A 15,003-nucleotide genomic window follows, 5' to 3' on the forward strand; every position below is an offset into this window, starting at 1 on the left:
CACGAGCCTGTCGACACCTCATACCCCGCTACAGCAGAACCGAGCTCAGTTCTGTGCTTCAATGCAACCACTTTCGTTGGGAAACAACTGCAGATCCTTGATTCGGACCGCGGCCCCATGAGGACTCCGTAATGACCGCACTGGCCACACAAACTCCACTCCGAATTCAGTCAGAGCTCGACAAAGCGCCCTCGAACATGACGGTGCGTAAGCATGTCGGCGCCATTCAGATCTACAACAGCCTGACCCTGCTTCAGCGGAAGGTGTTTGCTGCGCTCCTTCTCAATGGATACGACGAGCTGCCGAACTTCAGCATCATCTCGCACCAGATTCCCATCGGAGTGCTTGCATACCTGGCAGGATTCAACAGCAAGAACACTCCCTACCTCAAAGAATCCTTGACTGGCCTGGTCACCTCGCCGGTCCAGTGGAACATCCTCCGCGCCGATGGGCGCTCCGCTTGGTCGGTCAGTGCCACGCTGGCCTCCGCTCGAATCGAAGACGGCATCGTCCACTACTCATTCAGTCCTGAGCTGCGCAAGCGGCTGTACGACCCTGAGGTCAGTGGGGTTCTGAGCGCGAGCATCACTCGTTTGATGAAGAGCGGCCCCGCACTCGCTCTCTACGAGAACTGCATGGTCTATGCAGAAGAGGGCGTCACTCCTGAGTTCGCGCTGCGCGACCTCAAGGGGCTGTTAGGCGTCGCGGAAAACTCGACTTACGACGACTTCGGTCGCTTCAAGGACAAGGTACTGAACAAGGCCTGTGACGAGGTGAATCGCGTCGCGCCGATCTACGTAGAGCCAATTCTCGTTCGCGTCGCTCGCAAGGTGGTCAGAGTTGCGTTCTCGATCAAGATCCTTGGCGAGGGTGGGCTGGGTAAGATGCGGGAACAAGCCGATCCTTTCCACGGACGAGACACCGACCTGGTCACGCGATTGCAGGAGGAGATGACGCTCAGCTACGGATCGGTCGTCAAGCTATTCGAGCAGCACTCCGATGAGCACCTCCGCGCAGTCCTGGAATATGTCGTGTCGCGCTACCGCGAGGGCAAGGTTCAGAAGAACAAGTTGGCGCCGTACTACCTCACGACCGCAGCGAAGGCGACCCCAGAGAGCCTCTCGCTGAAGCAGACCACTCTGGTCTTGGATGCGCCTGCATCGAGTGCGGAGCGGGAGAAGGATCCGGCAGAGATTGCTGCAGAGCAGGCCGAGGCACAACGCAAGCAGCAGGTGCAAGCACGGCTCCAGGACGCGGAAGAACGCCTGCGCTCGCTGAGCGTGGAGGATCTCAGTTCGCTGGAAGCTGCCTTCCGAAGGCAACTCGCAGCAGACAACAAGCTCATCTACGATTCACTGCGCAAGCAGGGGTTTGAAGGACCGCTGTATCGAAAGCTCCTCGTCCAGCACGTCGCCGGCATCTAGGGTCATAAGGCTCGGCGCCACCAGCAGTAGCAGGTAGATCGTGGTCAGTGAAACGGACGTCGAACAGCGGTGGCCGGCCAACCGGAGATGCTGCCGACACCTGCCACTTTTGTTGGTATAAAATACAGGCGCGAGGTATAGTCGCCGGGTCGGCGGCACCGTTGCCAGGGGAACGTTATGAGTCACGCGCAGTTGCCAGTTTTCCCGATCGCCCAGAGAGCGGGCGTACCCTGTGGTATCGGCGCCGTGCCTTCCGCATCGGCGGCGCACCGCGAGAAGCTCGATCATCGTGATCTGCCGAATGCGCCCAGTGCGCCTCGTCCGCGCTGAGGCTGAAGCGCGTGCATCGGGTCCATCCTGACGAGCAAGTCTTCACCGTGGCTGGCCGCATCGGCGGCGAGGGTGACGCGAAGGGCGCGTACGTTATCGCCAACTCCCCCGAGGAGCTGGTTGATCAGTTCCGCGACTGGGGCTTCGAGGTCACATCCGTCGCAAGCTTGGCCGATGTCCGGCGCAGCCTGGAGATCCTGGAGGCCATCGCCACGCAGAGCACGGAGGTGGGGTCCGAAGAATTCCTGGACCTGTTGCCCGCTACTCCCGGGGAGCGGCGGCCCCCGTCGACGGTCTTCACTTTCGTCGGTCAATACGCCAAGACGAGCGAAGCGAGCGGCCTCTTGGCCGGTTTTGGCACAGCCATCAGCGGCAGCGAACTGTCGGGGTACTTGCGCTCGCTGGGCTTCGACGTGCTTTCCGTCATGAGCCACAGCGAGGCTATCGAGCTGCAGGCCGAAATGGAGTTGGTCGCGTGTGACGCGTACTCCGACGACACCCACCTGGTCAACCTGAAAGAAGTGTAGTCCGAGAACCTCGGATTCTGCCGGCCACAATCGTTGGCATATGTCGTTGACACCGTTTGTTATGGTGTCGTATTCTCGCGCATGATTTCCAAACATTTGTGGCGCGACGAATGGCAGAGTCTCCGCAACCGGCTACCGGGACAAAACCGGGCCCAGCTAGCTACCCCCCGCTGGCGATCGACGTAGCCAAACTCGCGTTCTACTCCCGGCACTTCGGAAAACTAGTCACGACCGTCTTAGTCCTGGTCGTCCTGGTCTTCGTCATGTTCGGCTGGAACGTGTTCAAGGAACGCCGGGAGGTAACCCGCGAGTACTTCGGCGTCGACTTCAAGACCGGCAGGATGGTTCGCCTCGTTCCGTTGAACGAGCCTTACATGCAGAAGCCGGCGATGTTGAGTCGCGTGCAAGAGTGCGTGCAAGGTGCGAACACCTACGACTTCGTCAACTTCCAGCAGAGCTTCCAGGCCATCTCCACTTGCTTCACCGACGGTGGGTGGAACGCATTTGCGCAGGAACTGGAGCGGGTCGGCACGCTGAAGGCGGTGCGCCGGCAGAGGTTGGTCACCCAGGCGGTCGCCACTGGCGTGCCAGTCATCGTCGGTGAGCAGCTGCGTGGAGGCGTACTGACGTACACGATTCAGATGCCGATCCGCGTCAGCTTCCAGGGTGGCGAGGGTGGGCGAGGTTTGGCAACGCAGAACCTGCTGGTGACCGCGACGGTACAGCGGGTACCCGAGTACGAAAACCAGTACGGCATCGGGATCAGCGCGTACACCGCCGAGGAGCGTCGTCAATGATCCTCGTGCGAGCGCTTCTGGCTGTTGCAGCGTCGCTATGTGCGTCCACGGCGATGGGTCAGGCAGCCACCGGCACTGTTGGAGGCACAGCAGGCGCGCAGCAGGCAAACTCAGTCCAGAGCGCTCAGGGCGCCATCCCCGCGCCGGGGCTTCCCATCCTGCCTGACGCCAACGAAGCTGCCTTCGATCGCGTCAAGGCGAACGCTGCGCCACTGACGCCAGAGCAGATTCGGGATCTGCGCAGACTGGTCGATGACGCCGAACGCGCTGCATCAGCAGCAGCGAGAGGCACCCCTCGCCCCGTTTCCAGTTCTGTGGTCGCGAATCTCGCCCCTGGCGCGGAGTCGCCGGTCATCCGCTTGGCCTACGGCGCGGTCACGAACGTCCTGTTCGTGGACGGCATCGGCAACGCCTTGCCGATCGCATCGGCCGATCTCATGAAGGGCGGGTTCGACGCCTTTGCGGTCGCCGAAGGCAGCAACGTGCTCAAGCTCTTTCCGACTCAGCCATATGCCACCGGCAACATTTCTGTCTCTTTGAAGGGAGTCTCCGCGCCAGTGCCGCTGATGCTGATCACCGGCCAACGTGAAGTCGATTACCGCGTGGATGTGCGCGTGGTCGGCGGGAACATCGCGCAGAAGCTTGCGGCGAGCGGAAGCGCCGGGAGCGCTGTTACGACCACGATGCTGGAGTTCATCACAGGTGCCATCCCGAAGGGCGCAAGCGCGCTGCAGACCGACAGTGCCGATGTCCAGGCCTGGTCTTACAAGGGCGCGTACTACGTCAGGACACCCTTGACGCTGTTATCGCCGGCCTATCGCAACCCGGGCAAGAGTCCCGACGGCACGAGCTACTACGAAATTCCGCCGACGCCAGTAGTAGTGGTCTCCGTCGGCGGCAGTCCGAAGCATGTAAAGATCGAGGCGCCGTGATGGCTGAGCAGCAGAGTGACATCAAACTGAGGGCCGGCAACATCGCCAGCGCGCTCAAGCACGGGCCGACCCGCCTGATCTTCATCGGCAGCATTGTTCTGTGCCTGGTCGTGGTCGTGCTTGCCTTCAGCTTCATGGGAGGCGGAAAGCCATCGGCGAGCGGGGACGTGGTGTTGGAGACGATCCCCGAGCCTACGGCTCAAAGTGGCCAACCAGGCCAAGCTCCGGTCAACACGCAGGCCTACGACGCGCTCGCGCAACAGAGCGACCTCATGGCGCTCAAGCAGGCACAGCAGACAGGCGGTACCGCGATGCCGATGCCGCGCCCTGGGCAGGCGCCTGCGGAGAGCAAGGGCGAGGTCACCATCGACGGAACGGGTGTGAACATGCAGGGCTCGCAAGAGACCGCCGCGCCAACTGCCACGGCCCAGGCCCAAAGCGCTGAAACCACAGCCAGGCTCCAGCAGCACGAAGCACAGGTCCAAGAGCGCTACAAGACCATGTCGGAGCAGTACAACAAGCTCGTCGCGCACTGGATCAGCGAGCAGACACCCAAGAGCGTTGCCGTCCCGCAGCAACGTGAGGAGGCGCAGACGTCCGCTGCGCCGACGGGTGGCACGGTTGCGAGCTCCGATTCGCCCGGGGCGGCCGCTGCGGCTGCAGGCGCTGTGAGCAACCCGATCGTGCGAGCGAACGATACCTACCTCGCGGTCACGCTCGGAGATGCCACCACCGATGACCGACTGCCCCTGGTGCGCGCGAAGCTGCTCAGTGGTCCCGCAAAGGGCAGCGTCCTGCGTGGGACGATTGAATCCAGCGAGTACGCCCCGGGTGGCTTTATCCATTTCACGAGTCTTACGCCGCCGGAAACGGCCGCGAAGCGCGACGCAGTGGAAATCGATGCAGTCGCGATCGATCCGACGACCTCGCGCGCGAGCGTCGGGAACGTAAACAAGCACACGGCATCGAAGATGGCGGCCCTGTTCTTCTCGTCAGTACTGAGTGGCGTAAGCGAGGCGCTTATCGCCGGCGGACAAGAGGAGAACGTGGTCACGAATGGACAGACGGTCGTGGTCCAGAAGGACGCATTCAGTGATCGGCAGTTGGCCCTCGTCGGGCTCGGCAAGGTTGGCACCAATGCGACTCAGATGTTGCAGCCGACCATCAACCGCAAAGCCACGGCAAGCATTTCGCAGCAGACCCAGATCGGGTTGCTCTTCTTGAGCGACGTTCCCGCTTCAGCATTCGGAAACTAGGGCCAGATCATGAACAACTTCAACCACGATGACGCCCTCCCAGGCGACGACTTCAACGACGAGCAGACGGTCTTCACCCGTGAGGGGCAGGCGCCCGGGGTACCCGCGCCGGCCGAATCGGACGGAAAGGCCAACCTAGCGAAGTACTTGATGATCGGCTTCGTGGTGGTGATCGTCGCCTTCCTGGGTTGGTTCGGCTACAAGCTGATGCACCGCGGTGGCGGTGCAGCGGACACGCTCTCCATCCCCGTACAGGACCAGTCCGCCCTGCCGATGACGGGTGCCCCGGTCCCCACGGGCAATCCCTACGACGCGCAGGCTATCGCTCAGGTCCCCAATTCGCAGGTCACCGGGCCCTCAGCACCGCCCGGCCCGTCAGCCGCTACTCCGCAACAAGCGGAACAGCAGCAGCAAGCGTCACCAGCTGTGCCGGCGCAGTCGGACCATCCCGACCAGGTGCGCACGACGATGGAGGTGGACCAGACCGCGGCCCCGTCAGGAACGGCGGAGCCAGCTGTGGCACCTGCGACGACGGTGGCCGTGTCACCGCCGAGCGGACAGACAGCGCCGTCGAGCACCGCGCGTCCGGAGTCGCAGGACGAACTGCAACAGCTCAGGGTGAGAGTGCAGGAGCTCGAAAAGCGAGTTGCCTCGCTTGCGGCGGCGGGTGGCCCCGCCCGAAGCAGCGCACCGCGCGAGGGGCGTCAAGCCGTGCGCCAGGCCGCGACCACTCCCCGGGCCAAGCCGAAGGACGGGACGGCCTCCGCACGCGTGGCCGCGGCACCAGCATCCAAGACCGAGTCTGTGGCGCCGACAGGTATCCAGTTGAAGGCTGTTCTCGAAGGTCGTGCCTGGCTGCAGCTGAAGAGCGGTGAGACGGTCTCCGTCGCACCGGGAGACGCCATTCCCGGCGCCGGCACTGTGTCGGCGATCGACGTGGAACGCAACGAAGTTCGGCTCAGCAACGGTTCTGCGCTCCGATAAGGCTCCGACGTGAATGATTTCTCTCAGATGTTGGGCAACTTTCAGGAAGTTGCGCCCTACGTCAGCGTTCTGATCCAGACCATCGCGAGCTTTCTCGGCGTGGTGTTCATCGCTCAAGGACTCTTCAAGTTCAGACAGCACAACGTGCGCGGCGAAGCACACCTCGGCTCCGCCTTCCTCTACGTCCTGTCGGGGGTCGCCTTGGTCAACCTGGCTTTGTCGACGAATGCCGCTTTCGGGCTCCTGTACGGGAACTCCGGTGCATCCGTTCAGCACCTGGTCGCCTACAAGCCGACTGCATCGATGCCCACCCAGGGCGCGATGTTGATGAAGGTGATCGTGCTGCTGCTCCAGGTTTATGGGCTGTTCTACACGGTCACTGGATGGGTGCAGCTACGCAAGCTCCACGATAACCGGTCGGGCGGAGAAGTCTCCTTCAAGTCGACGATGTTCCGAATCCTCGGTGGCGCCGCCCTTCTGAACGTCGTGCTCACCGTGAACACCCTCGCCAAACTGCTGGGTTTTGGCCGAGTTCTTTAACCAGCAAACCTTCACGTAACCAAGGAGATAGTGATGAACCGCATCAATCGCAACTGGCTCGGCACGGCAGCTCTGCTGCTGATCCTGGCGACCCTGATCACCCCGTTCGGCGCGTTGGCGCAGGACCAACTGTCGGGTGCTCCGGATCTGAAGCAGATTGCCCAGAATGGAACTGAAACCGCGAACGGCCTCTTCAACCTGATCCAGGCGCTGGTGTGCCTTGTAGGGTTTCTCATCGTGTGCTTCGGTGTGTACGGCTTCTATCGCGTGACGAAGGAAAAAGGGCAGGGCCAGGCATCCATTCCCCTCGCGCTCACCGGCTGCGTCGTGGGTGTCTTGATGGTGATGTTGCCGCTGACCGTGGGCTCGCTCGGCAAGAGTCTGTTCGGCGACCAAGCCGGCCGGCCGCAGCGCATCAACATCACGCCGCAGTAATACCGACGATGCGGGACATCCTGCTCTCTGTCGCACGTGCCTCCCAGCGGCTGGTCCCAGCCGCTGGGCATGGCTCGCGCAAAGACAAAGATCACGCAGCTTCGAGAGAAGCCATGCTCGGCCAGGCGCGCTTCGTGCGGCGCTGTGCGTTCTGTGATTTCCAGTTCGGTGGCGTTGCAGACGAATGCGAAGTGCACCATCTGGACGGCGACCATGCGAACAACAGCCCGGACAACCTCTCGCTCGCGTGCGTGCTTTGCCATGCGCCACATCACCTCGACCTGGTCAGCCGGCGCTGGCCCGACGACCCGGGCCGACTGATCTACCTGCCCGAACTGACCCAGCTGGAGCTCAGTTCACTCATGCAGGCGATTGCATTCGCATGTGCCGTCGGATCCCAGGAGATGAAGCCGGGGGAGGTCCTCACTGTCGCCGAGCAGTCTGGGCAGGAGATCTACCCCCACGTCGTCTATGCGCGTCTACTGGCGAGAGCGGCGCAGGTGGAGGGGACGAAGAATGGCGAGACACAGCGGCAGCAACTCTCTTCCCCGGCCGTCATGGCGCGAGTGCTGCAGTCGATGAGTGAGGCCGACTACGCAGCGCGGGCTCAGCTTCTGGCAGGTGTCCGATACCTTGCCCCGCTCGACCCAATCATTCAGCTGGCCAGGTCCTGGCCGGTCGATGGAAGTGCCTTCAAGAACCTGGATATGGGGAGCTGGCGTGCGATCGCTGCGGCGGCCGGAGTCGTGAATGGGCGCTAGATACTTCGGCGCGGTCCGGTTCGATATCGACGACCCGAACGCTGGCGGATGGGCGTCCGTGGAGGGCGGGGAAGCCTTCCGAATTGCCAACGCCGGCAGCCTTGATAGCTCTACCGTCTGGTGGACGAATCTGTCTTTCGACAGCATGTGGAAGGCGAATATCCACCGCATGCCGAACTTGAAGCGGACGAACTACATGCACTCGTGGCGTCGCGGCGACGGGCAAGATGCATTCTGCGAATCCTGGGGGCTGGTCCATCGGCGATACACCGAGAAATCCATCTCGGAGGCGCTGAGCGCGATCTTCGCGCAGGTCATGCGGGTCGCGGCGAGGCGCTACAAGATAGACCTGGGACAGCGCGAGGTTTTTCCGTACGACACCTTGGCCGACGAAATCCGTTCGCGGCTCCTGCCCGTCGCTGACCCGACGTTGGGGACGGAGGCGGACAGCGCCATCGGGGAGTCGCATCTGTACTACAACACCTGCATGACGCCTCACCACCGCACGGAAGACTACGTGGATGTGTGCTTCGCCAAGCCCGCGGTCGCCTATGCGAGGGAGATGACGCGGACCATCATCCCGAGCGACCAGGTCGAGTACCGTGACAGTGCTAGCCTCCCCGCGTTCGGGCAACGCCTGGACTGGGTTCTGAATGATGCTCGGCCGATCCTCGCGAGAGTATCGGTGTCGGACGTCCACCCTGACTTCGCGAATCTCATCTCGTATGGCAACGGCGGGAGGGCAGGGACGAATCGGAACTGGCTGACGCAGCCAGAGATACTCTTGCTGTCGAACTTTGCCCGTGTGGAGATCGAGTCCGCCTACGTGTTTTCCGAGTATCGGCAGATGCCGCCGCAATGCGTGCTGCCGGGCGATATCACAGATCTGCAGGCAATGACCCCGAACACCCAGATTCTCGCGACCAATCACTGGATCGGCCTATGCCGCGAGAACCCGTACCGGCTCGAACCTGGCAAAAGCAGTGAGCGCCGAACGTCGCCACGCGCCGCCTGGCTGACCTCGGTTGACCGTTTCCAGATGTTCACGAGTGCGCTAAGCCTGCACCAAGCCGGCTTCACGATCTGCTATTACGGCGCCGGCTGCGTGGTGGCTCGTGTTCCCAAGTTCAATTATCGCGATGCCTACGAGGTTGCGGTCGCTGCTGGCCTGCTTGCCCCGACCACGATGAGCGAGGACATCGACGTCCAGGAGGACCTGCAGAATGTCGGCTGACGACCAAGCACTGCATGCGCTGGAAGTGGTGCTGCGCGATTCTCGAAACATGGGAGTGATCATGGCTCTGGGGCGGCTGAGCGTGATGCCGCGGACGCAGGACGAGCTGCAGACCACCATCCGTGACATGGAGGTGGTCCGGTCGTTCATTCAGGACCGAGTGCCGGCGGGTCTTCTGGACGCCGCAACTAGGGTATTCACGGAGCACGCGGCCCGCGTGCGCGAGCAGTTCAGCGCTGCGGCAAGCAGCTGAGGGATAGGAATGAAGATTGTCGAGAAAATCGCCGACGTCGCTGAGGGCGCACTGGCCTACCTCAGCAGCTCGGTGAAGCAAAGCGTGGCGGACTATCTGGACATCGAATACACGGAGGACGAGACCACGTTCGTTCTGAAGGACGGGTCTCGTATGACGCTCCTGAGGGTGAATGGCTCTCGCCGCATGATCGGTGTCGAGGAGTTCCGGGAGATCGATGGCCGACTGACGACGTCGCTGCAGGCCTTCATGCGTGGCGGCGGTCATGCCGTGTCGTGCATCTTCGAGTCCGACCCGGACCTGGTCGAGCGAGAGGTACGGGAAGCCCAGAAGCCAATGCGGGATACCGCGGCCCGCATCGGCCTGAACCTCGAAGATCTTTTCGAGGAGGACGTGCTGATGCTGAAGGAATCCTGCAGCGCAGAGCGCTGTTGGATCGCCCTGTACACACGCCCATCGGCGTTCACCGCCGCAGAGCTCAAGCGTGACGTGTCCGCTCGTATGGAGCTGCTGAAAGAGAACCCCATACCGAGCCTGGAGGACGCTCCGAATCTCTTTCGGGTTATCGCCGGCCTCAAGAGCCGCCACGACTCCTTCGTCTCGTCCTTCATGCAGGAGCTTGCGTCTGCTGAAATCTCTCTCGTCCAACTGGAGGTCCACGACGCGTGCAGGGACATGCGGATGTCGCTGGACCGGGAGTTCACGTCGGGAGAATGGCGGCCGAGCCTTCCCGGGGACAAGATTCCCGTTCGCGAGCAACGACGTAACCCGGCAGACATGTCTGGTGCCCTGTGGCCGCGCCTGGACCGGCAGCTCGCACCGCGCGATATCCATGAGGACAACTCTACGAGCTGTACCGTCGGTGGGCTCTCCTACAAGCCGATGTATATCTTCATGCACCAGTCCGGTAACGAGACGGTGCCATTCCAAGCGCTGTTTCGCCGGGTCAGGGAAACGCGGGCACCTTGGCGGATCAAGTTCCAGATCGAGTCCGGCGGGCTGAATGCACTGGGCTTCAAGCGCATGATTACCGCAATCATCGGTTTCACAAATCCCGAGAACGGATTGATGCGCGCCGCTGCGGACAGGATCGAGCATCTTGTACGGGAGCAGAACGAGCTCGACGTGAAGCTTCGGGTCGATCTGACGTCCTGGGCACCGGCTGGTAACAAGAAGCTGCTGGAGGATCGAACCTCCAAGCTTGCGCGCGCCGTCCAAGCCTGGGGCGGGACAGACGTCAGAGAACTGTCCGGAGATCCTGTGCAGGCACTGGTCGCGACTACGCCAGGCCTGAGCTTGAATAGCCCTGCGACCGTCGCGTGCGCGGTGCTGGCCGACGTGACGCAGATGCTGAGCTTCTATCGCCCGGCTTCGCCGTGGGAGTTCGGTGCCCTGATGTTCAACTCACCGGACGGCAAGCTGTTCCCGTTTCAGCCGTCGTCGTCGGTTCAGTCAAACTGGATCAACACGGTGATAGCTGAACCACGCGCGGGCAAGTCCGTTCTGGTAAACGCGATGAACCTTGCGTTCACGCTATCGCCGGGCCTGACGGATCTTCCCTACATCGCGATCATCGATATTGGGCGATCGAGCTCCGGGTTCACCTCTCTCATTCGAGAGGCAGCGCCGGAGCAGTCGAAACACAAAGTCGTGCAGTTCCGCATGCGCATGCGCGCCGAGGATTCGGTGAATCCCTTCGATACGCAGCTGGGTTGCCGGCGGCCGTTGCCGCACGAGGAAGCGCTCGCCGTCAACTTCACTACGCTGCTGATGACGCCCCCGGGTGAATCGCATCCTGCAGACGGTATGCCTGGACTTTGCGCGGGCGTGATCGAGTACGCTTACAAGCACTTTGCCGATAACGCCCAGCCGCGCCGGTACAGTCCTCAGACGGAGGGCGCCGAGCAGGTCGACCGTGCAATCCTCGCGCACGGCCTCCACGTCGACCGGAACACGACCTGGTGGGAGGTGGTTGATCAGCTCTTTGCGCGCGGCGACATCCACGCGGCGTCGCTCGCCCAGCGCTACGCGGTCCCGACCTTGACTGACTTGGCGGCCATCAGCCGCGAGCGACAGTTCGCCGACCTGTACGGCCAAAAGCTGACGAGCTCCGGTGAGCCCCTGCTCACTGCGTTCGCGCGAATGCTGTCCGAGTCGATACGGCGATATCCAGTGCTGTCTCGCCCGACCGCATTCGACGTGGGCGATGCGAGGATCGTATCAATCGATCTTGACGAGGTCGCCAAGCAAGGCAGTGCGGTGGCGGATCATCAAACCAACGTGTGCTACATGCTGGCCAGACACGCCGCCGCGCGGAATTTTTACCTTCGCGAGGAGCATATCGATTCGTTTCCACCGGAATACAAGGGATATCACGAGAAGCGGATCCGTGAGATTCGCCAGAATCGTAAGCATCTGTGCTTTGACGAAGTGCACCGTACCTCCAAGGCGGTGGCGACCCAGAACCAGATCGAACTGGACGCCCGAGAGGGCGGAAAGTGGGGTGTCATGCTTACCTTGATCTCCCACCGTCCACACGACTTCCCTGACGCAGTCCTGTCGTTCTCGACGGGAAACTTTGTGCTGTCTCCCACCGACGAAGATGCGGCGCAACTGATGCGCGACAAGTGGCAGGCGTCGGCGACGGTTCAGTATGCAGCGAAGAAGCACATTCGGCCGCCGACTGCGAAGGATGGTTCGACGATGGTGGCGATCTTCAAGACCAAGAGCGGACCGTGCACCCAGCTGCTGAACCTCAAGATGGGAGGAATTCGGCTCTGGGCCTTCTCGACGTCGAACGAAGATTCGTACGTGCGCGATGTCCTGTACTCGCAGATCGGTGGCCAGGAGACTCGTCGTTTGCTGGCGGCGCTCTATCCCGCAGGCACGGTGTTGCCCGAGATCGAACGGCGCAAGCTCGCGCTGCAGAATCGGGGCGTGATGGTCGACAGCGAGAAGGAGGAAGGCGTGATCAATGAACTGATTCGCGAGATCAAGAGCAAGTATGACGCCGCGAGGTTGAAGGGCGTCGTTTTCGAGGGGAGCCGTGATGCGTAACGTAACGAAGGCAGCCGTCACCGGCGCTATGTGGTTTGCGGGCTTGTTGGGAGCTGCCAACGCTCAAGTCGTGAACCGGTTGGGCGCCGACGCACCCCAGCAGGCCGCGGCGGCTGGGCGGCTTCAGGCACCTCGAAGTGGCCTCAGGCCGCCGGTCACTGAGTACGCGCCGATGACGCCACCGGCAGCAAGCGTGCCTACGGTCGTATCGCCGGAGCAGGATGAGATCGCCGCTCAACTGGCATTCCTGCCGAACGAGACAAACGATGAGTACACGGCGCGCATGAAGGTGCGCTATGAGCAGGTCAAGAAGGAGGCCGACCGTATCAATGCCGAGCACGCCGCCAGGATGAGATCGCTCGTACAGGCGTGGCGTCAATAGTCTAGGAGCCGTGGGGTGTGGCCGATTTCTACGCCGGCCGAGTCGAGATCCACGCCAACTCGGCGCAGCCACATGACGTCGAGCTGGAACCGCACGCCGGATCTCTTGGCGTTGAGCTCCAGGGCGGCTCGGATTGCGGCTGCCGCCTCCCCTGGTGTGGTGCGGTTGATGTGGCAGTACCAGGCCAAGGGGCGGGCGACCTGGCCGTTGGCCAGCGCCCTGCCGATGTGCTTCACGCGATGGCAGTCTGGGCACAGGGCAACCAGCCCGTCCAGCCGCTGCAGTCTCAGGCGGTCGTCGAACGTCCAGACCTCGTGGCATTCCACAGGGTGCCTGGGCCCGACCCCGCCGCAGACAGAGCAGCGGTGCTGTGAGGCCGCGGCCGTGGAAGTCTGCAGACGATCCCACGTGAAAGCGGAGACGTTGCTGCGAACGTTCTTGTACCAGCACGAAGACGGTACGAGCTCGATCGTGAGGGGGAGGGGGCGGGTAACGGTCATTGACTTGCTTCGGCGCTCGCTAACGTGCACTATTATTGTTAGATAAAAGGCGTGTAAATGACAACGAAAGTGGCACATGACGAGGCCGAGATTGCAGTCCGCCGCCGCATGGCAGCGGCTTTAGGCTTCGTTGTTGGGACGCAGAGGTGGCAGGGCATCTCGCTGCAGAAGGTCGCTGTCGAGGCCGAAACGCACAGGAGCAACTTGTCCTCGTTTATCCGAAGTCATGGTAGCCGGCGAAACATTTCGGACGTCAAGTTGCGCGCCGTTCTGTTCGCGCTAGGGCTCCATTGGGACCTTACCTTGACGAGATCTCTGCACCGTTGGGATTTGGGGACGGAGCAGGACCTGGTCGACGGCTTGGCGGTCTTGTTGGACGTTATGGGCGATTTCTCGGTTCGGGTCATAACCACTGCCGGTCGCCGTGAGTCTTTCTTTCTGCTGATCGCGGATGGGGGAGCCGTCGCCATGTTGCGCGCAGCAGGAACGGTTGTCGCGGAGGTCGCGGATCTGCTGGGGGTCGGTGGGCGCCTGGACGAAAGCGAGAGAGCAGATTCGGAGGCCGTGCAGCGGATCTGGCTTACTCCAGATGTTGCGGTTGCGGAAGAAATGGTGCGCGGCCTGATGGCGTCGCCTGGTGAAACGAGAAAGGGTGACCGGCGGCGTGTGGAGCCAGAACGGTTATACGAGAGCAGGCAATCGGGCGCGACGGCCTAATCGGGCGGCGGCGAAGAGCTGATGTGATGGTGATGGGGTCAAAAGACTAGGAGCATTCGATGTCGAAGACGAAGATTTCAGTGAGCGGACTGGCTCACCTGCTGGCGAAGCTGTTGGGATACGACATCTACACCTTGTCGCGGGCGGCGAACATTCCGCGCGCCAACGTAGCGTCGTGGCTCGGCGGCAACATCCGTGGCCTGCGCGTGAACACGATTGTCGAGCTCATGGGCATGCTCGGCCTTCGTCTGGATGCGGGCGCATGGCGGCTTGATCCTGACCGTGTGCATTTCTGGCGCATCCAGCTCGGTGCGTTCACGAAAGCGGACGAGGCGTTGGCCGCAGTCGAGCTTCTGTCACGCTTGCTCGGAGCCAACTCCGCCGTCACCCAGGTGTTGCCGCCGAAGGGCGTACGGGTTGGCGGAGGTCTCTCGCGCACGGACTACTACATGATCGGTGGCGAAGACTGCCGTGTCGCCATATCGGTGACGCAACCTTTCTTTCGGAAGGTGCGGATCACGCCTGAGGTCGCAAAGGGCGCGGTTTGGCGGGACGACAATCGGCATCACACCATGTCCGTCCCGGCGTCCCATTGGCGGCAGCTGGTAGCGCGTGATATGACGGTGAAGGAGTTCGACCAGGCGTTCGAGCAGAGCACCGGTGCAATGGACTGGAGCGACCTTGCACTGGCCGCCCGCCAGTTCAACCTCACGCCGGAAGATTTGCTCAGCTGGGTGCGCGACCGCTACGAGCCGGACCTGGGCAGCCAAGCGGCGGCTGAAGACGTGGACGTGGGGTCGTCGCGCAACGTGATCCTGCTCGGGCGCGATTCGACGCCCCGCCGTGCGGGTTCCTACGGATGAGTGCGGCGCAG

The 15,003-nt window shown here is 62.3% G+C and carries 16 protein-coding genes; 15 read left to right on the forward strand and 1 reads right to left on the reverse strand.

Annotated elements, in window-relative coordinates:
* The first annotated feature begins 131 nt into the window (after positions 1–131).
* The 13 genes from AC1POX_RS21875 (at position 132) to AC1POX_RS21935 (ending at position 12,912) form a co-directional block, all read left to right on the forward strand.
* The gene (locus AC1POX_RS21875; protein WP_481108712.1) at positions 132–1,424 is read left to right on the forward strand and encodes a replication initiation protein; all 1,293 of its coding nucleotides are present in this window, start codon (positions 132–134) and stop codon (positions 1,422–1,424) included.
* Positions 1,425–1,765: 341 nt separating this feature from the next.
* A complete protein-coding gene (locus AC1POX_RS21880) occupies positions 1,766–2,281 on the forward strand; it encodes a hypothetical protein (RefSeq protein ID WP_481108713.1) in 516 nt (171 codons plus the stop codon).
* A 263-nt stretch (positions 2,282–2,544) separates the two neighbouring features.
* Positions 2,545–3,078, forward strand: coding sequence for a DotI/IcmL family type IV secretion protein (locus AC1POX_RS21885; protein WP_481108714.1), 534 nt, complete (start codon positions 2,545–2,547; stop codon positions 3,076–3,078).
* A complete protein-coding gene (locus AC1POX_RS21890; protein ID WP_089113730.1) occupies positions 3,075–4,010 on the forward strand; it encodes a DotH/IcmK family type IV secretion protein in 936 nt (311 codons plus the stop codon). The genes AC1POX_RS21885 and AC1POX_RS21890 overlap by 4 nt, the downstream gene beginning before the upstream one ends.
* Positions 4,010–5,266: a DotG/IcmE/VirB10 family type IV secretion system protein gene (locus AC1POX_RS21895; protein ID WP_481108715.1), complete on the forward strand. Its 1,257-nt coding sequence runs from the start codon at positions 4,010–4,012 to the stop codon at positions 5,264–5,266. The genes AC1POX_RS21890 and AC1POX_RS21895 overlap by 1 nt, the downstream gene beginning before the upstream one ends.
* Before the next feature lie 9 nt (positions 5,267–5,275).
* A complete protein-coding gene (locus AC1POX_RS21900) occupies positions 5,276–6,250 on the forward strand; it encodes an IcmG-like type IV secretion system protein (protein ID WP_481108611.1) in 975 nt (324 codons plus the stop codon).
* Positions 6,251–6,259: 9 nt separating this feature from the next.
* Positions 6,260–6,790 (forward strand): IcmC-like type IV secretion system protein, encoded by a 531-nt coding sequence (locus tag AC1POX_RS21905; RefSeq protein WP_089113728.1) that lies wholly within the window; start codon positions 6,260–6,262, stop codon positions 6,788–6,790.
* A 33-nt stretch (positions 6,791–6,823) separates the two neighbouring features.
* Positions 6,824–7,225: a hypothetical protein gene (locus AC1POX_RS21910; protein WP_481108612.1), complete on the forward strand. Its 402-nt coding sequence runs from the start codon at positions 6,824–6,826 to the stop codon at positions 7,223–7,225.
* A gap of 113 nt (positions 7,226–7,338) precedes the next feature.
* Entirely contained in the window at positions 7,339–7,986 is a 648-nt protein-coding gene (locus AC1POX_RS21915; RefSeq protein ID WP_481108613.1) for an HNH endonuclease, read from the forward strand.
* A complete protein-coding gene (locus AC1POX_RS21920; RefSeq protein WP_481108614.1) occupies positions 7,976–9,220 on the forward strand; it encodes a hypothetical protein in 1,245 nt (414 codons plus the stop codon). The genes AC1POX_RS21915 and AC1POX_RS21920 overlap by 11 nt, the downstream gene beginning before the upstream one ends.
* Positions 9,210–9,473, forward strand: coding sequence for a hypothetical protein (locus AC1POX_RS21925; RefSeq protein WP_481108615.1), 264 nt, complete (start codon positions 9,210–9,212; stop codon positions 9,471–9,473). Before AC1POX_RS21920 ends, AC1POX_RS21925 begins: the two co-directional genes overlap by 11 nt.
* A gap of 9 nt (positions 9,474–9,482) precedes the next feature.
* The gene (locus tag AC1POX_RS21930) at positions 9,483–12,530 is read left to right on the forward strand and encodes a type IV secretion protein IcmB (RefSeq protein ID WP_481108616.1); all 3,048 of its coding nucleotides are present in this window, start codon (positions 9,483–9,485) and stop codon (positions 12,528–12,530) included.
* Positions 12,523–12,912: a hypothetical protein gene (locus tag AC1POX_RS21935; protein ID WP_481108617.1), complete on the forward strand. Its 390-nt coding sequence runs from the start codon at positions 12,523–12,525 to the stop codon at positions 12,910–12,912. The genes AC1POX_RS21930 and AC1POX_RS21935 overlap by 8 nt, the downstream gene beginning before the upstream one ends.
* On the opposite strand, the gene AC1POX_RS21940 is transcribed toward AC1POX_RS21935, so the two are convergent.
* On the reverse strand, positions 12,906–13,412 hold the full coding sequence (locus AC1POX_RS21940; RefSeq protein WP_481108618.1) for a hypothetical protein: 507 nt from the start codon (positions 13,410–13,412) through the stop codon (positions 12,906–12,908). The genes AC1POX_RS21935 and AC1POX_RS21940 overlap by 7 nt on opposite strands.
* Positions 13,413–13,469: 57 nt before the next feature.
* On the opposite strand from AC1POX_RS21940, the gene AC1POX_RS21945 reads away from it, so the two are divergent.
* Complete coding sequence (locus AC1POX_RS21945; protein ID WP_481108619.1) at positions 13,470–14,129, forward strand: hypothetical protein; 660 nt, start codon at positions 13,470–13,472, stop codon at positions 14,127–14,129.
* Positions 14,130–14,188: 59 nt separating this feature from the next.
* The gene (locus tag AC1POX_RS21950; protein ID WP_481108620.1) at positions 14,189–14,992 is read left to right on the forward strand and encodes an SPOR domain-containing protein; all 804 of its coding nucleotides are present in this window, start codon (positions 14,189–14,191) and stop codon (positions 14,990–14,992) included.
* The last annotated feature ends 11 nt before the right edge of the window (positions 14,993–15,003 follow it).

The sequence above is a fragment of the Xanthomonas sp. NCPPB 3442 genome, from assembly GCF_056725145.1.